This is a genomic window from Duncaniella sp. C9, assembly GCF_004803935.1.
GTDB lineage: Bacteria > Bacteroidota > Bacteroidia > Bacteroidales > Muribaculaceae > Duncaniella > Duncaniella muris.
On the sequence record NZ_CP039547.1, the window covers coordinates 1,448,654 to 1,473,911 of the forward strand.

General features: G+C 52.7%; 26 protein-coding genes. 15 read left to right on the plus strand and 11 right to left on the minus strand.

Annotated elements, in window-relative coordinates; genetic code table 11:
- Nucleotides 1–28 precede the first annotated feature (28 nt).
- The gene (locus E7745_RS05895) at nt 29–955 is read right to left on the minus strand and encodes an NAD kinase (RefSeq protein WP_136408472.1); all 927 of its coding nucleotides are present in this window, start codon (nt 953–955) and stop codon (nt 29–31) included.
- The gene (locus E7745_RS05900) at nt 952–1,341 is read right to left on the minus strand and encodes a hypothetical protein (protein WP_107032279.1); all 390 of its coding nucleotides are present in this window, start codon (nt 1,339–1,341) and stop codon (nt 952–954) included. Before E7745_RS05900 ends, E7745_RS05895 begins: the two co-directional genes overlap by 4 nt.
- Nucleotides 1,342–1,473: 132 nt before the next feature.
- Here E7745_RS05900 and E7745_RS05905 point away from each other — a divergent pair, with 132 nt between their 5' ends.
- The 4 genes from E7745_RS05905 (at nt 1,474) to E7745_RS05920 (ending at nt 4,305) form a co-directional block, all read left to right on the plus strand.
- The gene (locus tag E7745_RS05905) at nt 1,474–2,190 is read left to right on the plus strand and encodes a pyridoxine 5'-phosphate synthase (RefSeq protein WP_123399876.1); all 717 of its coding nucleotides are present in this window, start codon (nt 1,474–1,476) and stop codon (nt 2,188–2,190) included.
- Between the two features lie 113 nt (nt 2,191–2,303).
- Nucleotides 2,304–2,969, plus strand: coding sequence for a MotA/TolQ/ExbB proton channel family protein (locus tag E7745_RS05910; protein WP_240740394.1), 666 nt, complete (start codon nt 2,304–2,306; stop codon nt 2,967–2,969).
- A 15-nt stretch (nt 2,970–2,984) separates the two neighbouring features.
- Complete coding sequence (locus tag E7745_RS05915; protein ID WP_107032282.1) at nt 2,985–3,437, plus strand: biopolymer transporter ExbD; 453 nt, start codon at nt 2,985–2,987, stop codon at nt 3,435–3,437.
- A gap of 52 nt (nt 3,438–3,489) precedes the next feature.
- Nucleotides 3,490–4,305, plus strand: coding sequence for a hypothetical protein (locus E7745_RS05920; protein ID WP_123399880.1), 816 nt, complete (start codon nt 3,490–3,492; stop codon nt 4,303–4,305).
- 155 nt (nt 4,306–4,460) lie between these two features.
- Here the strand turns inward: E7745_RS05920 and E7745_RS05925 are convergent, their stop codons facing one another.
- Genes E7745_RS05925 through E7745_RS05935 form a run of 3 tightly spaced genes read right to left on the minus strand, consistent with a single transcriptional unit; the run spans nt 4,461 to nt 6,277 of the window.
- On the minus strand, nt 4,461–5,039 hold the full coding sequence (locus tag E7745_RS05925) for an RsmD family RNA methyltransferase (RefSeq protein ID WP_136408473.1): 579 nt from the start codon (nt 5,037–5,039) through the stop codon (nt 4,461–4,463).
- On the minus strand, nt 5,030–5,857 hold the full coding sequence (locus E7745_RS05930) for a DUF3822 family protein (protein ID WP_107032285.1): 828 nt from the start codon (nt 5,855–5,857) through the stop codon (nt 5,030–5,032). Before E7745_RS05930 ends, E7745_RS05925 begins: the two co-directional genes overlap by 10 nt.
- Nucleotides 5,858–5,893: 36 nt before the next feature.
- The gene (locus E7745_RS05935) at nt 5,894–6,277 is read right to left on the minus strand and encodes a DUF805 domain-containing protein (RefSeq protein ID WP_107032286.1); all 384 of its coding nucleotides are present in this window, start codon (nt 6,275–6,277) and stop codon (nt 5,894–5,896) included.
- Between the two features lie 209 nt (nt 6,278–6,486).
- On the opposite strand from E7745_RS05935, the gene E7745_RS05940 reads away from it, so the two are divergent.
- From E7745_RS05940 to E7745_RS05970, 7 genes are read left to right on the plus strand one after another with little or no spacing between them, the layout of a single operon-like run.
- A complete protein-coding gene (locus tag E7745_RS05940; RefSeq protein ID WP_107032287.1) occupies nt 6,487–6,939 on the plus strand; it encodes a DUF4494 domain-containing protein in 453 nt (150 codons plus the stop codon).
- A gap of 44 nt (nt 6,940–6,983) precedes the next feature.
- Nucleotides 6,984–7,658 carry a YggS family pyridoxal phosphate-dependent enzyme gene (locus E7745_RS05945; protein ID WP_124075559.1) on the plus strand — a complete coding sequence of 225 codons (675 nt, stop codon included), beginning with the start codon at nt 6,984–6,986 and terminating at the stop codon, nt 7,656–7,658.
- A gap of 47 nt (nt 7,659–7,705) precedes the next feature.
- A complete protein-coding gene (neuC, locus tag E7745_RS05950) occupies nt 7,706–8,869 on the plus strand; it encodes a UDP-N-acetylglucosamine 2-epimerase (RefSeq protein ID WP_240740380.1) in 1,164 nt (387 codons plus the stop codon).
- Complete coding sequence (locus E7745_RS05955; RefSeq protein ID WP_123399886.1) at nt 8,859–9,554, plus strand: cytidylyltransferase domain-containing protein; 696 nt, start codon at nt 8,859–8,861, stop codon at nt 9,552–9,554. Before neuC ends, E7745_RS05955 begins: the two co-directional genes overlap by 11 nt.
- A 5-nt stretch (nt 9,555–9,559) precedes the next feature.
- Entirely contained in the window at nt 9,560–10,609 is a 1,050-nt protein-coding gene (locus tag E7745_RS05960) for a sugar phosphate nucleotidyltransferase (protein WP_124075560.1), read from the plus strand.
- A 49-nt stretch (nt 10,610–10,658) separates the two neighbouring features.
- Nucleotides 10,659–11,846, plus strand: coding sequence for a GTPase ObgE (gene obgE / locus E7745_RS05965; RefSeq protein ID WP_136408474.1), 1,188 nt, complete (start codon nt 10,659–10,661; stop codon nt 11,844–11,846).
- Nucleotides 11,847–11,870: 24 nt separating this feature from the next.
- A complete protein-coding gene (locus E7745_RS05970) occupies nt 11,871–12,239 on the plus strand; it encodes a YraN family protein (RefSeq protein ID WP_160631580.1) in 369 nt (122 codons plus the stop codon).
- Nucleotides 12,240–12,518: 279 nt separating this feature from the next.
- On the opposite strand, the gene hutI is transcribed toward E7745_RS05970, so the two are convergent.
- The 6 genes from hutI to E7745_RS06000 all read right to left on the minus strand — a co-directional run bounded on the left by hutI (nt 12,519) and on the right by E7745_RS06000 (nt 21,825).
- Nucleotides 12,519–13,757 (minus strand): imidazolonepropionase, encoded by a 1,239-nt coding sequence (hutI, locus tag E7745_RS05975; protein WP_124075562.1) that lies wholly within the window; start codon nt 13,755–13,757, stop codon nt 12,519–12,521.
- An 8-nt stretch (nt 13,758–13,765) separates the two neighbouring features.
- On the minus strand, nt 13,766–15,247 hold the full coding sequence (gene hutH, locus E7745_RS05980; protein WP_124075563.1) for a histidine ammonia-lyase: 1,482 nt from the start codon (nt 15,245–15,247) through the stop codon (nt 13,766–13,768).
- A gap of 33 nt (nt 15,248–15,280) precedes the next feature.
- On the minus strand, nt 15,281–17,299 hold the full coding sequence (locus E7745_RS05985; RefSeq protein WP_136408475.1) for a urocanate hydratase: 2,019 nt from the start codon (nt 17,297–17,299) through the stop codon (nt 15,281–15,283).
- Between the two features lie 49 nt (nt 17,300–17,348).
- The gene (gene ftcD / locus E7745_RS05990) at nt 17,349–19,055 is read right to left on the minus strand and encodes a glutamate formimidoyltransferase (protein WP_205746916.1); all 1,707 of its coding nucleotides are present in this window, start codon (nt 19,053–19,055) and stop codon (nt 17,349–17,351) included.
- Between the two features lie 141 nt (nt 19,056–19,196).
- A complete protein-coding gene (locus E7745_RS05995) occupies nt 19,197–19,685 on the minus strand; it encodes an Lrp/AsnC family transcriptional regulator (protein WP_107032298.1) in 489 nt (162 codons plus the stop codon).
- A gap of 520 nt (nt 19,686–20,205) precedes the next feature.
- Nucleotides 20,206–21,825: a tetratricopeptide repeat protein gene (locus E7745_RS06000; RefSeq protein WP_124075564.1), complete on the minus strand. Its 1,620-nt coding sequence runs from the start codon at nt 21,823–21,825 to the stop codon at nt 20,206–20,208.
- A 633-nt stretch (nt 21,826–22,458) separates the two neighbouring features.
- Between E7745_RS06000 and E7745_RS06005 the strand changes: the two genes are divergently transcribed.
- The 4 genes from E7745_RS06005 to rbfA all read left to right on the plus strand — a co-directional run bounded on the left by E7745_RS06005 (nt 22,459) and on the right by rbfA (nt 25,250).
- Nucleotides 22,459–22,725 carry a hypothetical protein gene (locus E7745_RS06005; protein WP_124075565.1) on the plus strand — a complete coding sequence of 89 codons (267 nt, stop codon included), beginning with the start codon at nt 22,459–22,461 and terminating at the stop codon, nt 22,723–22,725.
- Nucleotides 22,726–23,028: 303 nt separating this feature from the next.
- Complete coding sequence (locus tag E7745_RS06010; protein WP_107032299.1) at nt 23,029–23,481, plus strand: GatB/YqeY domain-containing protein; 453 nt, start codon at nt 23,029–23,031, stop codon at nt 23,479–23,481.
- A gap of 33 nt (nt 23,482–23,514) precedes the next feature.
- Entirely contained in the window at nt 23,515–24,786 is a 1,272-nt protein-coding gene (serS, locus tag E7745_RS06015; RefSeq protein WP_123399358.1) for a serine--tRNA ligase, read from the plus strand.
- Nucleotides 24,787–24,914: 128 nt separating this feature from the next.
- Nucleotides 24,915–25,250: a 30S ribosome-binding factor RbfA gene (gene rbfA / locus E7745_RS06020; protein WP_107032301.1), complete on the plus strand. Its 336-nt coding sequence runs from the start codon at nt 24,915–24,917 to the stop codon at nt 25,248–25,250.
- Nucleotides 25,251–25,258 lie beyond the last annotated feature (8 nt).

Here is a 25,258-nt window from a genome sequence, read left to right on the forward strand (position 1 = left end):
AAATTGGCTTTCGGCCTTTCACTGCATTTCAATCGCGCTTTGAAATGCCCCAGAGGAGTTTGGTGCGCAGGGTGTCAATGAAATTGTGGTCAGGAGTGTGGATGATCTTCGTCACGAATGGCGCTCGGCGCAGACGGAGTTTCACGTCGATCGGCAGGATGAGCGACCGACCGTCGAGGGTGACGCGGTAGGTGTCGGTTCTTGACTCCACCTCTATATCTATAATGTGGCTGTCGGCCACCACAAGCGGGCGCATGGTCAGCGAGTGAGGGGCGATGGGTGAGAGCACCCAGCAGGGGGCGGTGGGCTGTACGATAGGCCCTCCGACTGACAGGTTGTAGGCCGTGGATCCGGTAGGGGTTGAAACTATGAGTCCGTCACCCTGATAAGATGCTACAGGCATGCCGTCGAGGCGGGTGTTGACGGTGATCATCGAGGCTGTGTCCTGGCGCAGGATGGCTATCTCGTTGAGTGCGAACCCCCAGCCTGAGACTCCGGCTTTCATGCCTTCGCCTATGCCTTTGCCTTCAAGCAGAGAGCGTGATTCGACGGTGTACTCGCCGGCGGCGAGTCTGCGGACCATTTCGGGACCTTCGGAAATAGAGTGCTCGGCAAGGAAACCGAGATGGCCGGTGTTGAAACCGAGTATCGGTATTTCTTTGGTGGCCACACGACGGGCGGTGCGCAGAAAAGTGCCGTCGCCTCCGATGCTCAGACAGAAGTCGGCAGAGAAATCGTCATTTTCAAAAACATCGTCGGCTGGAAGCGGGTTGCCGGTTGCCCGCGACATGGCTTCGAAGAAATGGCGGTCGATGCAGATGAAGGCGTTTTCATCTTCGAGAGCTTTCAGCAGAGCGAGGATGTGGGGATATCTTCGGAGCTTTGGCGGCGTTTGCCGAAAACGGCGACTTTCATAGGCTTGAAATGTGGATGGGGAATGATGGTTGAATGTCAGATCTGGAGATAGCGCATCAGCTCGTCATAGCGGCTGCGCATAAGCGAGTCGTCGTCGGCATAGGCCGAGCCTTCAAGGCCTATGATTTCAAAACCATAGCGTTCGAGCGACCGTGCGGCGGCCTCAGGATCGCGGTGGCTGATGCGGAGCTCGGCCACTATGCGGCTGTCGCTGCGCTCGCTGTCGGCAGTGACGTTGAGATTAAGCAGATGTGCGTCGGCATCCTCGACCGCACGGGCTATTCTTGATGCGCTGTAGTCACCGCGGCGGCAGGTGAGCACCAGAGTGCTGCTCTCTTCCATTTTCGGGAAAAGTCGCTCAAGAGTGGCCTCTGCGCCTGCTGCAAAGGCGAGGTTTTGGACGGATGTGCTGTCTTTTCGGAGCAAAATATTTCTATTTTTTAGTTTTTCTGACTAATTTTGCGGGCAAAATCGGTCGGAATGAGCCACAAAATTACAAATAATCATCTATATAATGAACTGCCCGGACCGACAAAAAGATTACAGAGCTATTAAAAAATGACAAATCTCAGTGTAAATATCAACAAGATCGCCACTTTGCGCAATGCGCGCGGAGAGAATGTGCCCGATCTGCTGAAAGTAGCCGCCGACTGCGAGGCTTTCGGCGCCGACGGTATTACTGTGCATCCGCGCCCTGACGAGCGCCACATACGTCGTGACGATGTCTACCGTCTGCGCCCGCTGGTGAAGACTGAGTTCAATATCGAAGGCTACCCTTCGCCGGAATTCATTGATCTGGTGCTGAAAGTGAAGCCGGAGCAGGTGACTCTGGTGCCTGACGCTCCTGATGCTCTCACGTCAAGCGCCGGATGGAACGTGGGTGCCAATATGGACTTTCTGACTTCCGTGGTCGACCGCCTGCGGGAGGCCGGAATCCGTTCTTCGATCTTCGTAGGCACTGAAACTGATAATATTCAGCTTGCCGCCCGCACCGGCGCTGACCGTGTGGAGCTCTACACCAAGCCTTATGCCGATCTCTATCCGAAAGATCCGGAGGCTGCGGTGGCACCCTTCGTTGAGGCCGCCCAGGCAGCGTTTTCAGCCGGACTCGGAGTCAATGCCGGCCATGATCTGAGCCTTGTCAACCTTGAGTTTTTCCATCGCCACATACCGCGGCTGAGCGAGGTCTCGATAGGCCATGCCCTGATCTGTGACGCTCTCTATCTTGGACTTGAAGAGACAATCCGCCGCTACAAGGACTGTCTGAAAGGCTGACGCGGACTATCACAGTTCTGGCCTGTCCCCACATTTTAAAAGTTAAAATCCCCAAACAATCATCTCCCAATATGTTTCAACAAGAATTCGTAGATACGGTAGCCACTGCTGCCATGAGTTATAATGAAGCGGCACAGGCCCAGGCTGCAGATATGGTACAGGAACTCTCCGTGTGGGATCTGACCATGCGTGGCGGCTGGATCATGATCCCGCTTGCCGTGCTTTCGATTGTGTGTGTCTATATCTTCATCGAGCGTTGTCTCGTGATCAGACGTGCGCAGAAAGAAGACAGCTCGTTCATGGAGCGCATCCGTGAATACATCCATGAGGGAGAGATTGAGAGCGCCCGCCGTCTCTGCCAGAAGACCGACACACCTTATGCACGTCTGATCGGCAAAGGTATCAGCCGCATAGGCCGCCCGATGAACGATGTGCTCGTTACCATAGAGAACACGGGCAATATCGAGATCGCAGCCTTGGAAAAAGGTCTGGCCTGGCTTGCCACAACGGCTGCCGGAGGTCCGATGATCGGCTTCCTCGGAACGGTGATCGGCATGGTCAACGCATTCTATAATCTCGCTTCGGCCGGGAGCAGCGCCAACATCGCTGTGCTCGCCGACGGTATCTACGCCGCTCTCGTGACCACGGTAGCCGGTCTGATAGTGGGTATTATAGCGCTGTTTGCCTACAACTATCTGGTGGCGCGTATCAACAAGGTGATGAATGCCCTTGAGGCCCGCACTATGGAGTTCATGGACCTTCTCAACGAGCCCGCATAAAAAAACTTTAAGCTTATGGCTCTTAAACGTCAAAACACCATGATGGCGGCTTTCTCGATGGCGTCGATGACCGACGTTATCTTCCTGCTGCTCATCTTCTTTATGGTGACTTCCACATTCGTGTTCCCGACCGCTCTTGAGGTCAATCTACCGGAAAGTTCCAAACAGACGGCTCTGAAACCGTCCACTCGCGTCTATATAGACAAGGAGGGAGTCATCTATGCCACGGCCGACCAGTCTGAGCCGGTGGCGATGGATGAGAACACGCTTCTCGGCTTTCTCCAGTCCATGTCAGCCAATGCCGCTGACGGTGGTGACAACTACATAGCGGTCTATGCCGATGAGGAGGTCACCTATGGTGCGCTTGTCAGGGTGCTTGATCTCGGTGCGCAGAACAATCTGAAAATGGTGCTTGCCACCAAGCCCGCCCCTGCATCGGCCCGCCCGTCGGCGCAGCAGGCCAGGTGATCAATATTCCAAATAGTCTCCACACTCAATCCCCCACAATCAATAAACACAGATGTCCACTGACGATTCAGGGCGTTCACGCCGAAATCAGCTGATAGCTCTACTTGCCACGGTGCTGTTTCATGCCGCGGTGGCGGTTGTGTTGCTCACACTCTGTCTCCGCTATTCCGGATCCGAGTCAAACGAGCGCGTGTGGCCTCCGGTTGATTCTTCCGAGGTGCTGTTTGGCGGAGAATATGTGATGGTAGGTGACCGTCAGGAGATGGCTGCCAGCACAAATGAACCCGCCCCGGCTGAAGCAGAGGCTCAGGAAGCTCCTGCCCCGGAGGCAGAGGCGCTTGTCAATTCTGGCGAACCGGCCCAGCCGGCCCCGGTGGTGAGCAGCGAGCGTCCGTCGCCGGCCAAGGTCGAGAAGAAGCCGGCTCCGGAGAAGACCGGTCCGACTAAGGCCGAGATCGAGGCTGCCGAACGGGCCAAGCGTGAGCAGGAAGCCCGTCAGGCTATAGCCAGCAAGGTGCAGTTCGGCCAGAAGAGCACCGGCGGCAATGGATCAGGAAAGGCAGGAAGTGCTGACGGTAATGCAACGGTAGGAGCCGTGAGCGGAAGCCCCGGTTTCAATCTGAAAGGTCGTTCGCTGGCCGACTGGCACACACCTCCGGCCGGACCGCTCGGCACTATAACTGTCCGTGTGACTGTCAACCGTCAGGGCAAGGTGACCTCGGCGTCATATTCGTCAGGTACAGGAGCAGCGGCAGCAAGCCAGTCGACTCGTCAGAGCTGCATAAATGCTGCGAAAATGTCGCAGTTCTCGGTCGATAATGATGCTCCGGTATCACAGACCGGCACCATCACCTATAATTTCAAGTGACGATATTTGCCAATGTGCTGTAAAGGTGGCACACAGGTAGTAGAAATAGAAGCGACACAATTTTCATTTGCCGGATCAAGGCTGAAAACTGTGTCGCTTTTTTACGTTTTGGATGTCTGCTTTGGATAGTAGCTCCGGATTGTGCTGTCAGGAGGCTATTCGGCAGGAGTGTCATCGAAGGTTGCGGCCTCGGACTCTTCCGGGATTTCGAAAATAGAGAAGTTGACAGATCCGTAGGCGCGGTGTTCGGTAAAGTGTGGAAGTGAGGAAAAATCGTACTTTTTGGAGTGCTCTATGATGAAGATACTGCCGGGGTGGAGCAGGTGTGAGCCAAGCACCATTGAAGGAATATCGCCAAAGCCGTCAAGATCGTAGGGGGGATCGGCAAACACGAAGTCAAAGGCCGTCGACGAGTCGCGGATGAAGCGCAGCGCATCGGTGCGCAGAAGATGCAGATTGCGGTCGCCGAGCTCCTGCTTTACTTTTTCGATGAAGCGGGCCTGGGTGGCTGATTTCTCGACCGATGTGACAGAGGCAGCCCCGCGTGATAGCAGTTCGAAGCTGACAGCGCCGGTTCCGGCAAAGAGGTCGAGGCAGCGCAGGCCTTCGATGTCGACCATGTTTTCGATCACGTTGAAAATGTTCTCGCGGGCAAAGTCAGTGGTAGGCCGCGCGGTGATATTGGTCGGGACGTTGAAGCGGCGGCGTCCGTATTTTCCTCGTATTATTCGCATATGGGAGTTACAATAAGATCAAAAGGTGCAATCATGGCGTCTCGGCCCGCCTTGAACATCTGCGGAGGGAATATCACGGGCATGACGCGGGAAATGTAGGTGCGCAGTATCGGGGTGATTGCTTCGCGGACAGTCTGGTCACCGGCAAGCAGCAGCTCGTCGGAGTGCGGGTCGAGACCGAGCCGCTGACGGCAGGCAAGAATATAATAAGCTGCGTTGTCGGGCGTATCGGCCCGGAAAGTGTTGGCCATCAGCAGCCGGTGGCCATCGAGCACAATGACATCGAGTGACTTCTGACGGGCATTCACCACCATCTTCAGATTGTTGCCCTGCGCCCCCTTCGAGGCGAAATAGCGGCTGAGGGCTCCAAGGTGGCTCATGATTCTGATGCGGTGGAATGTGCGGTTGAGAAATCCGCGCAGGTCAGTCTCCAGCCCCATGAGTATGGTCGCGTTTCGGGTTCCGGTTTCATCGGCCTCCATTACGAGGGATGAATTAGGGAAGGCGGCGTTGAAAAGCAGCTGCCGGTCTGATTCGGAACTGCATTCCGACGGAACCACGGTCAGCTCTTCAGTCTCTATGACGCATGTCACCTGCCTGAAGTCGCTCAGAAGTATAGGGTTGTCATAGATGACGCTTTCGATTGCCTGGAGCCTCGAAGACGCATTAGGATCGAGGACAATCCGCCGGTAGATCAGCGAATTGTCCTCGACTATAGAGTAGATTGCCACATGGATCTCATCCCTGCTTATGCGGAGCAGGAGGTTGCATATTTCAGGCTTTTCAATCCGTTGGCTGTCAAAAGATCCGTTTGTCATCAAGTTGATAAAGCAGAGTGTGGAAAGGGGTGTGTATTACTGCTTGACGATGTTGGGAACATCACCCCACTTGTTGGGCACGGGTTCGCTTTCCTTGACGGTGAACACGAGGTAGATGATACCGCCCACCAGAGGAATGAAGTTAATGAGGAGCCACCAGCCCGAACGGCCGATGTCGTGCATGCGTCTTACCGACAGGCCGAGTGCGGGAAGCAGTATGCCGAGATAGACTATTCCGAGAGCGATGGAAGAGAGTGTTTCGCTCCAGCAGAAAATGACGGAGACAGCAATCATCGCGATGAAAATGAAAAGCATGAACCACCAGTATTCAGACCGTGACGCACGACCTTTGAAATTGCAGTAGTTCACAGTGAGTGCGCGCTTTACGGCCTCACCGAAAGGAAGTTGAAGCTGATACATTGTAAGAAGGTATTAATGTTAAGTTTATGTAAATGATATAACCTTGACGGTATAATGCAAAGGTAACAAAAATTCACAAATGAGTCAAATATGGTGAATAAAAATATTCGTGGCGTGAATTCTTTTAGGCCGGAGTGGGAAAGCTCACGGATTTTGACTAATTTTGCATGAATAATGTATAAAGAACAAAATATAAATATCTGACAAAAATGGCAAACTGGTTTGAGACGAAAGTCCGCTACGATAAGACAATGGAAAATGGCTCGATCAAAAAAGTGACTGAAGCCTATATGGTTGATGCTCTCTCGTTCACAGAGGCAGAAGCCCGTATCTCCGAAGAAATCGCTCACTTCACTTCTGATTTTTCGGTGTCGGCTGTAAAGCGCACCAAGATCGCCGAGATTTTCCGTGAAAGAACCGGTGACAAATGGTATCTTGTCAAAGTGGCGTTCATCACGCTTGACGAAAAGACCGCTGTAGAGAAGAAATCTATTTCGCAGATTCTTGTCGCAGCCGACAGCTTCAAGGAGGCCTATGACAACTTCATGGAGGGCATGAAAGGCACAATGGCCGATTTCGAAATCAATACCATCCAGGAGACTCTGATCATGGATGTATATGACGCTGACCTCTCAGGCGACAGCAAGCCTGCCGATGCATAATCCAAGCACAATCATCTTTGAATTCAACCTTTGAAACTTCGCTTATGGCAGGACACGTCACGGAAAATCTTCAAAGACTGCGCGCCACTCTTCCCGACGGAGTGGTCCTTGTGGCCGTCTCAAAATTTCATCCGTCCGAAGCTTTGGCCGAGGCTTACGAGGCCGGCCAGAGGGTGTTCGGCGAGAGCCGTGCGCTTGAGCTTGAAGCAAAGGCGGCTGAATTGCCTGGGGATATAGAGTGGCATTTCATAGGCCATCTTCAGACCAACAAGGTGAAGAAGGTGGTGGCCGCTGCATCGATGATCCACAGCGTGGATTCAGACCGTCTGCTCCGGTCCATCGATGCCGAAGCGCGCAAAGCCGGGCGCTGTCCCGGAGTCCTGCTGCAGCTCCATGTGGCCCGTGAGGAAACAAAATTCGGTTTTACACCTGCCGAACTCCTTGAATTTGTCACTCCCCAGCTTGTTGCTTCGCTTGAAGGAGTTGAATTCAGGGGAGTGATGGGCATGGCCTCCAATGTGGATGACGAAGAGCGCATCCGCGCTGACTTCCGTGAGATCCGCAGGGTTTTCGACAGACTGAAATCTACGGTGTTTGCTTCTTCACCGCGATTTGACACCGTCAGCATGGGCATGAGCCATGACTGGCCGGTGGCAGTGCAGGAGGGGAGCACGATGGTGCGCGTCGGGACTTCGATTTTCGGCGAAAGAGAATATTGAATTCAATAACAGAGAGGGAGAGGAGACATAAGCAGAGCAGTGATACTATGGCAGAAATCAGGAAAATAGCTATTGCGACAGGCACTCGTGCCGACTGGGGGCTTCTCAGCGGGATTGCGCGGGCTCTGGCCGCACGTGCCGACTGTGAGGTCACAATCCTTGCCACCAACATGCACCTTTCCCCGCGCTACGGCAATACGATTTCCGAGATCGTGGCCGACGGCTTTGCCGATCCGGTCAGAGTAGAGATGCCGTTGTCGGCTGATACAGACTGCTCGACAGTCGAAGCTATGGCCGTGTGTATGTCAGGCATGGCCCGTGAACTCTCGCGTCTGCGCCCTGACCTCATAGTCATTCTCGGCGACCGTTTTGAAATGCTCGCCACCGCCACGGCTGCTCTGATGCTGAGAGTGCCGATAGTGCATATTGCCGGCGGCGAAATTTCAGAAGGCGCCATTGACGACAGCATCCGCCATTCGATCACCAAAATGGCATCTCTCCACCTGACGGCCACAGAGCCTTACCGCCGGCGCGTAATAGCGATGGGCGAGGCTCCGGACCGTGTCATCAATACAGGAGCCATCGGCGTCTATAACATTCTTCATGAGCCCCTGCTGACACGCCGGGAACTTGAAGAGTCGATAGACTTCGATCTGACAGACAAGTCTGTTCTGGTCACATATCATCCGGCTACTCTTGACGATGAAGATCCGGCAGTGCGCTGCAAGGCTCTTCTTGATGCTCTTGACCGTTTTGAGGACCACAAGGTGCTGATGACCTATCCGAACAACGATCCGAGAGGCCGCATAATCATTGATCTCATTGAAGCCTATGCCGCCGCGAGGCCCGGCAGGGTCAGAGTAGTGCCCTCGCTCGGCAAGCTGCGCTATCTTTCCGCATTGCGCTGCGTAAGCGCTGTTGCCGGCAACTCATCGAGCGGAATAGTTGAAGTTCCGTCAATGCACATTCCGACTGTGGATATAGGTATGCGTCAGCGCGGCCGGTTGTGCGGTAAGAGCGTGATCCATTGCGGCGACAGCACGCAGGAGATCGCCGACGCTCTTTCATATGCTCTCAGTGACGACGGCCGGCGTCTTGCGCGTGAGGCTGAAAATCCGTATTACTGTCCCGACACTCTTGATGTCATTGTAAAGGCAATCGCCGAGACTCCACTGCAAACCCTTCAGACAAAGAAATTTTATGACCGATAACCAAGCGCTCGTCATCATTCCGGCCCGTGGCGGCAGCAAGGGAATTCCGCGTAAGAACATAAAGGAGTTCTGCGGACGTCCTCTGATCCACTATTCCATTGAGGTGGCCAAGGCCGTCGCGCCTGATACCCATATCATCCTTTCGACTGACGATGACGAGATTCGTCACTGCGCCACTCTTGCCGGCCTGCCGGTCAGCTACCGCCGCCCCGCGGAGCTCGGCGGTGACAAAGTTGGATCGCGTGAGGTGATACTCGATGCGATGGACTGGGCCGACAGCGAGGGGCTTATATATAATAAGGTGGTGCTGCTTCAGCCCACCTCTCCGCTGCGGACTGTCGGTGACGTGGAAGAGTGTCTGAAACTCTATACTCCTGACTGCGATATGGTGGTCAGTGTGGCCGAGGCAGCCTGCAATCCGTATTATGACTGTTTTGAGACACAGCCTGACGGCACACTCCGGGTCTCGAAGGGTGACGGACGGATCACCCGGCGCCAGGATGCCCCGAAAGCATGGCAGTTCAACGGCGCGGTCTATGTGATCAATCCTGAGTCTGTCAGACGGATGGCTCTCGGCGAATTTCCGCGACGCATCCCATATGAGATGCCCCGTTCGAGATCAGTGGATCTTGACACGCCTCTTGACTGGACAATAGCAGAAACAATAATCCGAAACACCCATTGAGAGCCATGCAGATCGACAGACATATAATATCTGAAAATGCCACTCTGTCAGAGGCACTCCGTATGCTCAACGACCTTTCAGGCGGAGTAATGACTCTGATAGCGGTAAATGACGGAAACCGGATGACCGGCACGCTGACCGACGGAGACGTGCGCCGGGCTTTGCTTTCAGGCATCGGACTTGATGCTCCGGTGGCATCTGCCATGTTCCGCAGGTTTCATGCTCTGAAGGAGGACTGTATAGATCCGGCAGAGGTCCGCGCGATCCGCCGTCGGGGCATAAGACTGATTCCGGTGCTTGACAATGAGGGCCGGGTGGTCAGAATGATTGACACATGTCTGACCCGGACTGTGCTTCCGGTGCGCGCTGTGCTGATGGCCGGAGGCAAGGGTGAACGCCTGCGCCCTATGACACTGACAACTCCGAAACCGCTTCTCGAAATCGGAGGCAAGGCAATCATTGACTACAATATAGAAGCTCTGGCCGCAGTCGGTGTGAATGACATCAGCGTGACGGTCAACTATCTCGCCGAACAGCTTGAAGAGCATTTCGCCACTCCGGTTGCCGGTGTCAGTGTGAAATGCGTCAGAGAGACAAAAGCGCTTGGTACCATCGGCTCCGTGGCGCTTGTCGATCTGCCGGAAGAGGGTGAGACGATAGTGATGAACTCAGACCTGCTGACCACAGTGTCATTCGAAGACCTGTATCTCCGGCACACATCCGAACAGGCCGATGTCACGATTGCAGTCGTGTCATACAACGTCACTGTCCCTTATGCTATTCTTGCCACCGAAGGCGAGCGGGTGCTGAGTCTGGAAGAGAAACCTTCATACAGCTATTACGCCAACGCCGGCATATATCTATTCTCCAACCGCCTGCTCAGGCGTCTTGACCGTGAAAGCCGCATGGATGCCCCCGATCTAATCGGGCAGGCCATTGCCGAAGGTCTGAAAGTGACCTATTATCCTATCAACGGCACCTGGATCGACATCGGCTCTCCGGCCGATTTCGCCCACGCCCGCGAGCTGATGGCCCATGTCCGTCAGACTCGTTAAACGATATATCAGAAAGATTGTTAAGTAAATAATAAAATATTCCATCGTCATGGCTGATTCAAACTTCATAGACTATGTAAAAGTCCTCTGCCGATCAGGCAAGGGTGGCGCCGGTTCGCGTCATTTCTACCGAGCAAAATATGTTCCCAAAGGAGGTCCTGACGGGGGTGACGGCGGTCGTGGCGGTCATATAATACTCCGTGGCAACAGCCACATGTGGACCCTGCTGCCCCTCCGCTACCGCCGCCATATATTTGCCGGCAACGGCCAGAGCGGTTCCGGTGGACGCTCGTTTGGCAAGGACGGAGAGGACGTGATTGTCGACGTGCCCTGCGGAACTGTTGTTTTCGATGCCGAAACCGGCGAATTCCTCTGCGAGGTGACATCTGACGGCGAAGAGGTGAAGCTGCTTCGCGGCGGCAGAGGCGGTCTTGGCAACTGGCACTTCAAAAGCGCCACAAACCGCACTCCCCGCTATGCCCAGCCCGGAGAACCGGCTATAGAGAAGAGCATTATCCTTGAACTGAAACTTCTTGCCGATGTAGGTCTTGTCGGTTTCCCGAATGCCGGCAAATCGACCCTGCTGTCATCCATCTCCGCTGCCCGTCCCAAGATTGCCGACTATCCTTTCACCACTATGGAGCCACAGTTGGGCATAGTATCCTATCGTGGCGACAGTTCTTTTGTGATGGCCGATATTCCAGGTATCATCGAAGGTGCGAGCGAGGGCAAGGGCCTTGGACTGCGTTTCCTGCGCCATATAGAGCGCAACGCCGTGCTTCTATTCATGGTGCCCGCTGACGCTGATGACATAAAGGCGCAATACGATATCCTTGTCGGCGAACTCGAACGGTTCAACCCCCAGCTGTCAGACAAGCCACGTGTGCTTGCCGTGTCAAAGAGCGATATGCTTGATGAGGAACTCATGGCTGAGATCGAGGCAACCCTGCCTGAAGGAGTGCCCCACATCTTCATTTCCGCAGTGACAGGCATGGGCCTCACGGAGTTGAAAGATATGCTCTGGCGCGAGATCACTGACGAACGCAACCGCATAGACACGGCACCGATCACTCATAGGCCGCTTGACGGGCATCACCGTGTGCGTGAGGAAGATGAATTCATCTTCGAAAACGTACCTGCTCCGGCTGATGACGAAGAGGAATTCATTGACGACGAGGATTTCGAGGGTGAGGATTACGGCTATGAGATGCTCGACGAAGATGACTATGATGTCTGATCTGTAAAACGTTGACTGAAACCTGTGGCCGGGCATAATGAATTAGGCAGATGGGGTGAGGTGATAGCGCGTGAGCTGCTTCTCACCCAAGGCTATGCCATATGTGGCGAGAACATTCGTATCAGCGGCGTGGAGATTGACTTCATCGCCACGAAAGACGATGTGATCTGCTTTGTCGAGGTGAAGACCCGGTCGACTGACTTTGTGGACCCGGTCGAAGCCATTGACCGGCGTAAGCGCAGCCGCCTTGTCAAAGCCGCTGATTCCTACATGCGCCAGTATGAGATTCCGCTTGAACCGCGTTTTGACATAGTCATCATCATCGGATCGCCGGAGTCATATACAATCGAGCATATACCTGACGCTTTTCTCCCCTCGCTCAACAACCGTTGAACAGGCTTTTTGAAACTTTTTTGTGTGTCTCCGCATTATCGCACTAAACCGGTTTGCAGAGGCACTATTTTTGTGTCAGGTTTTTTCATAGCAAGTATCCAGACACACTCTCAAAAAAGTCTTTATGGCGACAACGGTTTTAAAAGCACTATTTCACTGCATCAGACACAGTAAAAAGACAACGGCATCGGGTTCGGGCGCAATCTGCGGTCCCTGAGTCCGATACCGTTTGAAAATTCAGTAGATTGTATGGATTCAATATCTGTGCGGTCCGCTTTGTCAGGCTTCGACCTCGCGGCCTTTGAGCCACACGCGGCTTATGAGCGGAGTGGCGTAGGCATAGGGGAAGAAGTCGACCGATGACATCGGCTTTGTGAGATAGAAGCTGGCAATCTTGCCGGGGGCAATCGAGCCGTAGTCGCGGCTTTCGTTCATGGCGTAGGCTCCGTTGATGGTAGTGGCGTTTATAGCCTCAGCCGGAGTCATTTTCATTTTGATGCATCCGAGCGACATAACCATGCGCATGTTGCCTGATGGCGATGAGCCGGGATTGTAGTCTGAGGCGAGGGCAACGATGGCTCCGCTGTCAATGGCTTTGCGGGCCGGACCATAGGGCATTCCGAGGAAGAAAGAGGCTCCGGGGAGCATAGTGGCTACGGTCTGACCGGCGGCCAGAATTTCGATTTCCTCTTCTCCGATGCGTTCGAGGTGGTCGACAGACAGAGCCTTGTGGGCCACTCCGACCTGCACTCCGCCTGAGACAGCGAGCTCATTGGCATGGATCTTCGGGCGCAGGCCGTAGCGGGCTCCTGCTTCAAGAATGCGGTCGGTCTCTTCGACAGTGAAGAATCCGGTGTCGCAGAAAACATCTACGAAGTCTGCCAGACCTTCGGCTGCCACGGCGGGAATCATCTCCTTGCAGACAAGATCCACATACTCGCCCTGGCGTCCCGAATAGGCACGTCCTACGGCATGTGCGCCCAGAAACGTCGCCTTTACCTTCAGCGGTGTGCTTTCGGCTATGCGCTTTATGACGCGGAGCATTTTCATCTCGTCGGCGGTGGTCAGGCCGTAGCCGCTTTTGATTTCCACGCATCCGGTGCCCATTGCCATGATCTCGTGCACTCGCGTCATAGCCTGGCGGTAGAGTTCCTTTTCCGGAGTTTCATGAAGCAGATCAGCGGAGTTGAGTATGCCGCCTCCGCGTTTTGCGATCTCCTCGTAGCTCAGACCGTTGATCTTGTCAATAAACTCGCGTTCACGGCTGCCGGCATAGACTATATGGGTGTGGGAGTCGCAGAACGCCGGGAATATATATCCGCCCTTGGCGTCGATACACAGTTCTCCCGGTTCTGCCTCAGGACATGAATCCATTGAGCCGAAAGCGCTGAAGCGGTCTTTTTCGGTGCGGAGCCAGGCGTTTTCGATCAGACCGATAGTGCTCATCTCTTTTCCGCGGAGGAAAAGGGTGTCCCCGCCGTCACTGCCGACGAGGACTCCGATATTGGTGATCAGCATTGTGAGAATCAGGAATTGGTGCGTAGGAATTCAACGGAGGCAGCGATGTAGGGCGACATGACGGTGTCATTGTCAATGAACGGCACGACTTTGCGGTATGCCTTGTGCCAGGCTTCGAGTTCCGGCGATGACTTGAGCGGACGCCGCAGGTCAAGTGCCTGGGCTGCGTTGAAAAGTTCGATGGCAAGCACGCGTTCGGTGTTGTCGACCACACGGCAGAGTTTGGTTGCCGAGTTTCCGCCCATAGAGACGTGGTCTTCCTGCCCCTGCGAGGAGGGGATCGAGTCGCAGCTCGTGGGCCAGCAGTAGCCTTTTGACTGGTTGACAATCGAGGCTGCCGCATACTGCGGAATCATGAATCCGCTGTTGAGGCCGGGGTTGGCCACAAGGAATGGCGGCAGGTTGCGGGCTCCGGAGATCAGACGGTAGATGCGGCGTTCGGAGATGCTGCCGAGCTCGGCTATGGCAAGGGCGAGATAGTCCATCGGCAGGGCTATGGGTTCGCCGTGGAAATTTCCGGCAGAGACTATGATGTCTTCTTCAGGGAAGATAGTGGGATTGTCAGTCGGAGAGTTGATTTCTGTCTCGATCACGTTGCCTGCATAAGCGAGAGCGTCTTTGACTGCTCCGTGGACCTGAGGCATGCAGCGGAATGAATAGGGGTCCTGCACATGCTTTTTGGGCTGGCTGATGAGTTCGCTGCCTTCGAGATGGCTGCGTACGGCACGGGCGGTGGCAAGCTGGCCCGGATGAGGACGCACGGCGTTGACGGAATCGCCGAACGGTTCGATGCGGCCGTCAAATGCATCGAGTGACATTGCGCCGATTTTGTCAGCGAGCGCGCTCAGGCGGCGAGCGCGGAGGATGGCATGGACAGCGTGTGATGACATGAACTGGGTGCCGTTCAGAAGTGCGAGCCCCTCTTTGGACACGAGTCTTACCGGCTGCCATCCTTTTTCGGCAAGTACTTCGGCCGCCGGACGGATCTCACCTTTATATAATACTTCGCCGAGTCCGAGCAGAGGAAGGCACATGTTGGCAAGTGGCGCGAGGTCGCCTGAGGCTCCTAAGGAGCCGAGCTGATAGATGACCGGGAGGATATCGTCATTGAAGAAGTCGACAAGGCGCTGCACTGTTGACAGTTGTACGCCTGAATTGCCGAATGACAGAGACATGATCTTGGTGAGAAGCATGATCTTGACAATCTGCGGGTCGACTTTCTCGCCGCAGCCGCAGGCATGTGACTTTACCAGGTTTTCCTGTAGCTTTGAAAGGTCCTGGCTGTCAATGGATATGTTGCAGAGCGAGCCGAAACCGGTGGTGATGCCGTAGATTGGATGGTCACATTCGCTGATTTTGTCATCGAGATATTGACGGCAGCGGGTTATGCGGCTTACGGCTTCGTCGCTGAGCGCTATTTTCAGTTTGTTTTCGATTATTTCGCCTACGCGCTGGATGGTGAGGCGTTCGGGGCTGATATAATGGATCATGGATGAGTAGTAGATTTGGGTGGGTGGAGATTTTTAGAGTTCACTGAATGCCTGGGCTATGAGGCTGTCATCTGCGATGTTGGGGAGGGTTACTTTCAGCAAGGGGGTGCGTTCCATTTCGCGCTTGATTGCCGAGATAGCACCTTTGTTTCGGGCCCAGCTGCGACGGGCTATGCCGTTGTTGACGTCCCATAGGAGCATTTCGTCAATGTGGCGGCGGGAGTCTTCTGAGCCATCGATCACCATGCCGAATCCTCCGTTGATCACTTCGCCCCAGCCTACACCGCCGCCGTTGTGGATCGAAACCCAGGTGGCTCCGCGGAATGAATCGCCGATGACGTTGTGGACTGCCATGTCGGCTGTGAACTGTGATCCGTCGTAGATATTGGATGTCTCGCGATAAGGAGAGTCGGTGCCTGACACGTCATGATGGTCGCGACCAAGCACTATGGGGGCCGAGATTTCTCCGCGGGCTATCGCGTCATTGAACGCCTGGGCTATCTTGGTGCGGCCTTCAGAGTCGGCGTAGAGAATGCGGGCCTGTGAACCGACCACGAGTCTGTTTGGTCCGGCCTCGCGGATCCAGTGGATGTTGTCGCGGAGCTGGCCTTTGATCTCTTCAGGAGCATCTTTGAGTATCTCTTCGAGTACTTCGGCTGCAATGGCATCGCTCTTGGCGAGGTCTTTGGCTTTGCCTGATGTGCAGACCCAGCGGAATGGTCCGAAGCCATAGTCGAAGAAGCTCGGCCCCATGATGTCCTGGACATATGAGGGGTAGCGGAAGGTGCCGTCGGCTTTCATGATGTCAGCGCCGGCGCGTGATGATTCAAGCAGGAAGGCATTGCCGTAGTCGAAGAAATACATGCCGTTTTCCGTCAGACGGTTGATGGCTGCAACCTGCCTGCGCAATGATTCGCGGACTTTGGATTTGAATTCTTCAGGATTTTCAGCCATCATGGTCTTTGCTTCCTCGAAACTCAGACCTGCCGGGTAGTATCCGCCGGCCCAGGGATTGTGGAGAGAGGTCTGGTCGGAACCGAGGTCAACTCTGACTCCGTCAGCGGCGAGGCGTTCCCAGAGGTCTACCACATTGCCCTGATAGGCGAGCGATACGGCCTCGCGGTTTTTGCGGGCTTCGGCGGTGCGAGTCATGAGATCGTCAAGCGAGGTGTAGACTTCGTCCACCCAGCCCTGGCTGTGGCGGGTCTCTACGGCCTTGGGGTTGACTTCTGCTATGATACTGACAACTCCGGCAATGTTGCCGGCTTTTGGCTGTGCGCCTGACATGCCGCCGAGTCCGGCAGATACGAAAAGCATACCGCCGAGGTCATGCTCGCCTTCTTTGAGACGTTTGCGCCCGGCGTTGAGCACTGTGATGGTGGTGCCGTGGACAATGCCCTGAGGCCCGATGTACATGTAGGAGCCGGCTGTCATCTGGCCGTATTGCGATACGCCCATAGCGTTGAAGCGTTCCCAGTCATCGGGTTTGGAATAGTTGGGGATCACCATGCCGTTTGTGACGATGACGCGCGGAGCGTCGGGGTGGGAGGGGAAAAGACCGAGCGGATGGCCGGAATACATCACCAGTGTCTGCGAGTCGGTCATCTCCGAGAGATATTTCATAGTGAGCAGATACTGTGCCCAGTTCTGGAAAACGGCACCGTTGCCGCCGTAGGTGATCAGTTCGTGGGGATGCTGGGCCACCCGCGGATCGAGATTGTTCTGGATCATCATCATGATCGCGGCGGCCTGACGTGAACGGGCCGGATAATCTTCGATGGGGCGTGCATACATTTCATATGAAGGACGGAAGCGGTACATGTAGATGCGTCCGTAGGTCTCAAGTTCTCCGGCGAATTCGCGAGCCAGTTCGGCATGCAGATGTTCGGGGAAGTAGCGGAGGGCGTTTTTCACGGCCAGCCGCTTTTCAGCCGGCGTGAGTATGTCTTTGCGTCTGGGAGCGTGGTTGACGCTCGTATCATAGGGCTGTGCGGCAGGGAGGCTGTCGGGGATGCCGGCGCCTACGGCAGCACGAAATTCTTCTTTAGTCATGTTGCTGTATGGGGGGTATTGTTCGTGGTATTTTCTTTGCGGAGAGGCATCAGTCGGCCGAGAGCACATCATTGACAAGCTCAAGCACTCTGGCTTCAGCTTCCATTGATTTTGCCGCTATTTCGGCGGCGCGGGCGGTTAGACGGGCAGCTTCCTCGCGGTTTTTGAGCGAAGCGGCATTGATGCGGACATTGAGCTGTGCGCCGAGGACAGCCGAACGTGCGGCCAGTGCGCCTACACCGGCATCGCTGACAGATGCGGGATTGCCTGTGCGGGCCATTGATTCAAGAAGCGGGAATGTCTCGGCTGCGGCTTCCATAGTCGACAGCGGAATGCGGGTGGCATAGAGTGTGGCATCCTCGATTGCGGCTGCGCGGGCTGCTTTTTCCTCATCGGTAGACTTGGGCATCTTGAAGGCATCCATTATGCGGTTGAAAGCCTCTGTGTCTTCATTGACAAGATGCAGAAGCCGCTGCATCAGTTCCTGGCCTTTGTCAGCCTGATCGGAGAATTCTTTCCAGCGGTCGTCCCATCCGGCCTTGTGGCTTGAAAGGTTTGCCACCATAGTGCCGAGAGCAGCGGCGAGCGCACCCATGTAGGCTGAAATGGAGCCTCCGCCGGGAGCGGGAGACTCTGATGCGGTTTCTTCGGCGAAGCCGGTGCATGTCAGATCAGTCAGCTTCTTTCCTTCGCCTTTGGGCGCGATGAGATATTCGATCACCTTTTCTTCAGGACGGAAGGGGCTGAGTTCGTCAAGGCCCATTGACTTGACGGCCATGCGTATGATCTCGCTTTCGGCAATGCCTGTGGAGCGCTGCTGCTTGTGGAGGAAGTAGCGTCCGGCTTCAATGAGAGTGCGTTTCGGGACGAGGCCCACGATTTCAGTGCCTGTCACTCGCAGACCGCGTTCGCCGGCTGCGCGGCAGACTTCGTCAAAGGCTATGTGGAGAGGAGTGGTCGATATGTCGGTGATGTTCATTGACACCTGGGCTATGCCGTATTCGTCAATGAACCATCCGATGGCTTTGGTCGCTTTCAGCGTTCCGGGCTGCATTATCGTGTTTCCGTTTTCGTCTTTCAGCGGTTTGCCGTTTGGCTTGCCGCCTTCGCGGACCGGACGGCCTTTTTCACGGACATCGAATGCGATGGCGTTGGCGCGGCGGGTGGAGGTTGTGTTGAGGTTGAAGTTCACGGCTATGAGAAAGTCGCGGGCGCCGACGGTTGTGGCTCCTGTGCGGGCCGCTTTTTCGTCAAACGGACGGTCGCCGAAATCCGGGCCTTTGCCGGGATGGTTCATCTTTTCAGGGAGTGCTTCATATTCGCCTGCGCGACACACTGCCAGATTGCGGCGTTCGGGAGTGAAGGCTGCGGCCTCATAGCAGTAGGTCGGTATTTCGAGTTCATCGGCTATGCGCTTGGCGAGTTTGCGTGAAAGCTCGGCGCATTCTTCGAGGCTTATGCCGGAAATGGGGATGAGGGGGCAGACATCGGTTGCACCCATGCGCGGATGTGCACCGTGGTGGCTGCGCATGTCGATCAGCTCGGCAGCGCGTCTGACGCCTCTGAATGCGGCTTCGACTACGGCTTCAGGCTCTCCTACGAAAGTGACTACCGTGCGGTTGGTGGCTTCTCCGGGATCTACATCGAGAAGGCTTATGCCTTTGACGCTTTCTATGGCATCGGTAATTGACTTGATGACGGTCTTGTCACGTCCCTCGCTGAAATTGGGGACACATTCGATAATTCGTGTTTCCATGGAAATGGTTAAGTATTTTGGTGGTTTTTAAGGTTGCAAGGAGGAGATGTGCAAATGTAGTGATTTAGTTAGAATATTCCATAGAATAATATCCCAAAATTCGGTGTCCGGACACTATGTTTTATTCTGTGTTTTCCGGAATTATCCGTTGATCAATCCGTTGAGGGGGAGTTCGCGGGTGCTTTTCACTTCATCAAGCACAAAGCAGCTGTTGAGCGAGCCTATGCAGTCGAGGTCACCGAGTATGCGCAGCAGAAAGTCCTGATAGGCATGCATGTTGCGTGTGTAGATTTTCAGCAGGAAATCATAATCACCTGAGATATTGTAGCATTCGGCAATTTCAGGGATGTTTTTGACGGCTTTCATTATGCGCAGTGCGTTTTCCTGGGTGTGCTGTTTCATCTTGAGGTAGCAGAATGCCACGAATCCGCAGTCGATTTTCTCCGCGTCGAGCACTGCTACGTAGCGTTTGATGTATCCGTCACGTTCGAGGCGTTTGACGCGTTCGAAGGTAGGGGTGGGTGAGAGATGTATGGCAGCTGCAAGCTCCTTGTTGGTGAGGCGGCAGTCATGCTGCAGACAGTCAAGTATGTGGAGATCTGTCTTGTCGAGTGATAGTGTCTGGCTCATAGTTGCAGTAATGGAAGTGGAAAAATATTCTGTTTGAAACGTGAAATTGTTGTGCTTGCAGGTATTTTTACCTTGTATCGCTTGCTAAATTAGATATATTTTCTGTATTTTGCAAATATGTTGGGAAAATATTTCAGGTAGCGTAAATTTGCGCAGTTGTTGGCGTTATTCAGCCGTTATGCGGCCATAGAAATTCGCATGATGGCATAGGCGTTCTGCAACACTGAATAGAATAATGAAAACAGAATACTTTACCTTGGCGGGCAGGCATTTGAAAAGTATGAGAATTTTGATGTTTTTTCAAAGGGAACCGCTCATTGCGCATCCTTAATTTAGCATGTTATTTCAATTATTCCAATTTTACACTTAACATATCATTAAGCCTGAATTAATCGACATACTCGCACACATCGGTCGTCAGAGATCGTGAGACTCTCGTCGGTTACGGTCGTGTAAAACAAATGATCGGTTCCCTTTTTTTGCTGTCTCAGCATATTTTCAGACTGCTTCAGGCAGTTGCTTAAAGATAGCTCAGGAACTCCCGTTCGTCAGAGGGATGTGAGCCGGCGATTTTTTGACGCATACGTCGGCGGGTAGTATAAAGAGTGTTGCGGTTTAGATCGAAGAACATCAGTATTACCGGAACTGGTAGTCTCAGGGAAGAGCAAATGAAAATCTGATACTCTTTGTCGGAAAGTCCAGGCATCTGTCTGCGAAAGCGGTTTATGATGCAATTGTTTTCACTGTCAGCCAGATATTCCAGGAAAGTCTGAAAATCCGGATTATTTACGAAATTTTTGATTTCTTGTTCCACATTATGAGCGGTTTTGCTTTTTATGGATTCTTTTTGGTTTGATTCATAGTAAGTCTCGCATAGCAAACGTATTGTGTCAAGATGCTTCCGAGAAATCGAAAACCGTGGCTCATTTCCATCTGATGCTGTTGTCCGGACGTGAACGTCCTCGGATTTAGCACTGTCGTGATTCCGATCGTTTAAGATCGATTCCAGTTCTTCAGCGAGAGCTATGATCTGCTCGTCTTTCTGTTTCTGAATTTTCCGGCTATGGCTCACGAACGCTGCTGCCCCGATGCCGCCGGTGATGATAAGGATTATCAGAATTGTCAGTTTGATCAGATCATTCTGATAGCTGAGTTCCATGACATCAATATCGTTTCTGCTAAATTCGACAGCAGAGCTACAAACTTTCTGACGTGTTATTTCGTCAAGAACCGAATCAGTTTCAGCAAAAGCTTTCTTCAATTGCAGATATGCCTCTTTGGTGTTGCCGGTCTCAAATAGAATCTCAAACGGAATCTCGGCATGTATGCCATATTTTATTTTGGCGGAATCTATAAGCCTGACGGCAGTCTCGTGTCTGCCTGACTGCCACAAGGCATCAATGTATGACCGGTATTGCTGCGGAGTTGCTTTGTTGGGGGATAATTCCATGTATCGGTAGTAACAGTCAGCCGCTTTCGAGAAGTTTTTTAATTTTAAGTGGCTGTCGGCCATCAGACCATGTGCCTGCCGGATAGAAGCCGTGTCTTTTTGGCGGGTAGCATCTGAGAGCACTTCGGTCAATAGTGTCAATGACTCTGCGCAGCGTCCGGCATTGTTAAGTGAGTTTGCCAGTTTTAAAGTCTGGAGTTGAAGACTGACAGTGTCTCCGCTCGTTCTGAATGCCTGACAGGCAAGACTGTCATATGCCGCAGCTTCAGAAAATGCAGACATTTTGTTGTATATTCGGGCTATCTCTGATTGGGCCCGTCCAAGCCATAGATACTGATTCTGAGATTCAGCCAGTTGTCCGGCTTTGATGAGGTCGGTGATTGCATCGGAATATTTGCGCGCGTTTGCGTTGATTATTCCTGAATAGTAGTGACCCAACATCCTTTGAATTGGATTGGATGACTTGTTGGCGTCATAAAAGTCTACCGCAAAGCTTATCAGAGAGTCTGAATTTTCATTAATATGGTTATAGTGTTTTGCTTGAGTAAGATATAGTGCGTATTGAGCCTGCAGATATTCGGATTTTATGTCTGAAGGATTGATCGATAGAAGGATATTCAGCGAGGAATCAGGCTGCTCGTCCATAAGCATACAGGCGCTATCAAGGCTTTTGGCGGTTTCTCTGTCCAAAAGATCTAATTTGAGAAGGGTTGTTGACAATATTGTAAATACTATGATTATAAGCAGTATTTTTTTCATTAAAGAAATGTTTAGATTGTAGAACGCAAAGGTATCCCAAAGGATGAACTGCTACAAATTTATAATATAATACGGAGGATTCCAAATTGTTTCAATTCAGCGACAGGTTCGTTTGTCGATTTTGTATCGGTCTTGAATAGGCTTTCATGATTGTATTGTATCCGTCGTGTTTATTTGGATTGTGTATGGATTTTTTAACTTAATCGTATCTTTATGTTAAATCGTTCGGTTGTTTAGAGACTTACGTAGGCGATAATAGGACATGGTCTGATCTGGTGAACAAAAAACATAAATTGTTCGCGTGTCTAATGGGTTGATAAACAGTGTGTATTCGTTCGATGAACAATGTGAGGTATGTGCTTGCGTGTTACACAAAACGGACCTAATTTTGCCGGTGAAAAGTAAATTCAAACCAAAACTACTATAAAATTTAAAATAATGTTGTCTATGATTGTGCATTACCTTTCATCACCGGCGACAGTCAACAAAATATCGTTCGCATTAGGATGGGTTTTGATTATAACTATGTCTTCCTGGCCCAGCTCACTGGCTATACAGATAACTATGGCGATATTATTCATTCTGTTCGTTATCTCTATGGTTTTGTGTATGGTCACACACGGCAAACTCTTCTTTTTAAACAATGATATCAGTCGGAATAAACTTGTGGATAGTTCGCTGTGGGTGGCGTGGATTTTGGCGTTTGCATTTGCCGGATTTTCGAGCCCGCTGGTTAAGGAGGCGATCTGCAATGCGGCGACTGTGATTCTTGTGGTTGGATTGATTTTCTATCCGTCAGCAGGCAGCACCAAAAATACAGAAGCGGATTGATCCATCCGACAATCCTTCTCATAAGTAACTCTTCAAAATTAAACGATATAATGTACATTAGTATCTCCTATGGAGGATCTTTTATACTCTCTGTGGTTTTATCCCGGTCAGAATCAAGTTCTTCATCGGTCGTTTATGTCTATAAACTCCCTCTAAATTAATTTTTCAGAGTTACTTATAAATTTACCCCCCCTCTTAAAAACGAGACTTCCTTGCCGATTTTGAAAAATGGCAGGGAAGTTGCGTTGTTTAATCAAATTTCTGTGTAACTTTGTAGCTCTAAAAAAGTAATAAGAAAAAGATATGGATTTGTTTGACAAGATCTCAGCCGACATAAAGAGTGCGATGCTTGCCCGCGAAAAGGTGCGTCTGGAGACTCTCCGAGGAATAAAAAAGGAATTTCTTGAAGCCAAGACCGCCAAAGGAGGCGACGGATCGCTCTCAGACGAGCAGGCAACCAAAATTCTGGCAAAGATGGCCAAGCAGCGCCGCGAGACAGCCCAGATATATGACGAACAGAACCGCATCGACCTTCGCGACAACGAACTGGCCGAAGCCGCAGTCATAGAGGAATATCTCCCCAAACAGCTGACTGATGAGGAACTCACAGCCGAACTGAAAAAGATAATCGCCGAAACCGGCGCTGTCTCGGCAAAGGAAATGGGCAAAGTCATGGGCGTGGCCTCGAAAACACTGGCCGGACGCGCCGACGGAAAAGTGATCTCCGCGAAAGTCAGAGAACTCCTCAACAATTGAAAATAAAGTATTTCACCATACATTACAGCAAAAATGCTTACCCTTCAGCAGATCAAAGAGGATCCCGAACGCATTATCGCGCGCCTCGCCGTCAAAGGATTTGACGGAAAACAGGGAGTCAACGATGTTATTGATTTCGATGACGAGCGCCGCTCTCTCCAATATCAGAACGACACTCTGGCAGCCGAACTGAAAAAGTATGCCGATTCGATCGGCCGTCTGATGAAAGAAGGCCGTCGCAACGAGGCTGACGAGGCCAAGAAAAAGGTAGCGGAAATCAAAGCCACACAGAAAGAAGTGGCCGACCGTCTGGCCGTGACCGAGAATGCCATCCGTGACATTCTGCTCGGTATGCCGAATATCCCTTGCGATGCAGTGCCTGAAGGCAAGACCGCAGAGGACAATGTGGTGGAGAAGACCGGTGGCCCGATGCCCGAACTTCCTGCCGATGCGCTCCCGCACTGGGAACTCGCCAAGAAGTACAATATCATCAACTTCGATCTCGGAGTCAAGATCACAGGCCCCGGCTTCCCCGTTTATATCGGCAAGGGCGCGCGTCTGCAGCGAGCTCTCATTCAGTTCTTCCTTGACCGTGCCGGCGATGCCGGATATCTTGAAATCCAGCCGCCCTACGTGGTGAACGAGGCCTCCGGCTACGGAACAGGGCAGCTGCCCGACAAGGAAGGCCAGATGTATTTCATCAACGAAGACAAACTCTACATGATCCCGACCGCCGAGGTGCCGGTGACCAATATCTATCGCGATGTCATCATCCCCGGCGAAGAGCTCCCGAAGAAAAACTGCGCCTACTCGGCATGCTTCCGTCGCGAGGCAGGGTCCTACGGCAAGGATGTCCGCGGTCTCAACCGTCTGCATCAGTTCGACAAGGTAGAGATTGTCCGCATCGAGAAGCCAGAAAACTCTTATGCGGCTCTTGAAGAGATGAAAGACCATGTGCAGGGACTGCTTGAGTCTCTCGGTCTGCCCTGGCACATACTCCGTCTCTGCGGCGGCGACATGAGCTTCACCTCTGCCATCACATTTGACTTTGAAGTCTATTCGGCAGCCCAGGGCCGCTGGCTTGAGGTTTCGTCGGTATCCAATTTCGAGACATATCAGGCAAACCGTCTCAAGTGCCGCTACCGTGGGGAAGACAAGAAAACCCATCTCTGCCATACGCTCAACGGTTCGGCACTCGCCCTTCCGCGCATCATGGCAGCCATCCTTGAAAACAACCAGACACCTCAGGGCATAGTTATCCCCGAATGTCTGCGCAAATACACCGGATTCGATATCATCGACTAAGCCGCCGTCAGGCGCAGTCAATCCTGTCAGATACACTGAATTGACCGCATCTCCCGAAGGATGAGAGGTGCGGTCAATTCAAACATTGAGGCCCGGCAGGTGTTTTAAAGAAATAAAATGAATTTGTTATGGAATCAACACGTCAAGCAAAAATATCACGTCTCCTTCAGAAGGAACTGAGTGAAATCTTCCGTCAGCAGACAGCCAAGACTCACGGCACACTCGTGTCGGTGAGCATAGTGCGTGTCTCGCCGGATCTCAGTGTCGCCAAAGCCTATCTGTCGATTTTTCCATCGGAAAAATCGCAGGAGCTGCTTGAAAGCATACGCGAAAGCGCCAAGACAATCCGTTATGAACTCGCGCAGCGTGTTCGCTTCCAGTTGCGAAAATGTCCGGAACTTTCGTTCTATCTTGACGATTCTCTGGATTATATCGACAACATCGACAAACTTCTGACCAAGTAGACAAACTT

What these genes read in the sequence shown, in the direction of transcription:
- E7745_RS05905 (WP_123399876.1), top strand. Translation starts at nt 1,474, where the DNA reads ATGACAAATCTCAGTGTAAATATCAACAAGATCGCCACTTTGCGCAAT.
- E7745_RS05910 (WP_240740394.1), top strand. Translation starts at nt 2,304, where the DNA reads ATGAGTTATAATGAAGCGGCACAGGCCCAGGCTGCAGATATGGTACAG.
- E7745_RS05915 (WP_107032282.1), top strand. Translation starts at nt 2,985, where the DNA reads ATGGCTCTTAAACGTCAAAACACCATGATGGCGGCTTTCTCGATGGCG.
- E7745_RS05920 (WP_123399880.1), top strand. Translation starts at nt 3,490, where the DNA reads ATGTCCACTGACGATTCAGGGCGTTCACGCCGAAATCAGCTGATAGCT.
- E7745_RS05925 (WP_136408473.1), bottom strand. Translation starts at nt 5,039, where the DNA reads ATGCGAATAATACGAGGAAAATACGGACGCCGCCGCTTCAACGTCCCG.
- E7745_RS05930 (WP_107032285.1), bottom strand. Translation starts at nt 5,857, where the DNA reads ATGACAAACGGATCTTTTGACAGCCAACGGATTGAAAAGCCTGAAATA.
- E7745_RS05935 (WP_107032286.1), bottom strand. Translation starts at nt 6,277, where the DNA reads ATGTATCAGCTTCAACTTCCTTTCGGTGAGGCCGTAAAGCGCGCACTC.
- E7745_RS05940 (WP_107032287.1), top strand. Translation starts at nt 6,487, where the DNA reads ATGGCAAACTGGTTTGAGACGAAAGTCCGCTACGATAAGACAATGGAA.
- E7745_RS05945 (WP_124075559.1), top strand. Translation starts at nt 6,984, where the DNA reads ATGGCAGGACACGTCACGGAAAATCTTCAAAGACTGCGCGCCACTCTT.
- neuC (WP_240740380.1), top strand. Translation starts at nt 7,706, where the DNA reads ATGGCAGAAATCAGGAAAATAGCTATTGCGACAGGCACTCGTGCCGAC.
- E7745_RS05955 (WP_123399886.1), top strand. Translation starts at nt 8,859, where the DNA reads ATGACCGATAACCAAGCGCTCGTCATCATTCCGGCCCGTGGCGGCAGC.
- E7745_RS05960 (WP_124075560.1), top strand. Translation starts at nt 9,560, where the DNA reads ATGCAGATCGACAGACATATAATATCTGAAAATGCCACTCTGTCAGAG.
- obgE (WP_136408474.1), top strand. Translation starts at nt 10,659, where the DNA reads ATGGCTGATTCAAACTTCATAGACTATGTAAAAGTCCTCTGCCGATCA.
- hutI (WP_124075562.1), bottom strand. Translation starts at nt 13,757, where the DNA reads ATGCTGATCACCAATATCGGAGTCCTCGTCGGCAGTGACGGCGGGGAC.
- hutH (WP_124075563.1), bottom strand. Translation starts at nt 15,247, where the DNA reads ATGATCCATTATATCAGCCCCGAACGCCTCACCATCCAGCGCGTAGGC.
- E7745_RS05985 (WP_136408475.1), bottom strand. Translation starts at nt 17,299, where the DNA reads ATGACTAAAGAAGAATTTCGTGCTGCCGTAGGCGCCGGCATCCCCGAC.
- ftcD (WP_205746916.1), bottom strand. Translation starts at nt 19,055, where the DNA reads ATGGAAACACGAATTATCGAATGTGTCCCCAATTTCAGCGAGGGACGT.
- E7745_RS05995 (WP_107032298.1), bottom strand. Translation starts at nt 19,685, where the DNA reads ATGAGCCAGACACTATCACTCGACAAGACAGATCTCCACATACTTGAC.
- E7745_RS06005 (WP_124075565.1), top strand. Translation starts at nt 22,459, where the DNA reads ATGGCGATATTATTCATTCTGTTCGTTATCTCTATGGTTTTGTGTATG.
- E7745_RS06010 (WP_107032299.1), top strand. Translation starts at nt 23,029, where the DNA reads ATGGATTTGTTTGACAAGATCTCAGCCGACATAAAGAGTGCGATGCTT.
- serS (WP_123399358.1), top strand. Translation starts at nt 23,515, where the DNA reads ATGCTTACCCTTCAGCAGATCAAAGAGGATCCCGAACGCATTATCGCG.
- rbfA (WP_107032301.1), top strand. Translation starts at nt 24,915, where the DNA reads ATGGAATCAACACGTCAAGCAAAAATATCACGTCTCCTTCAGAAGGAA.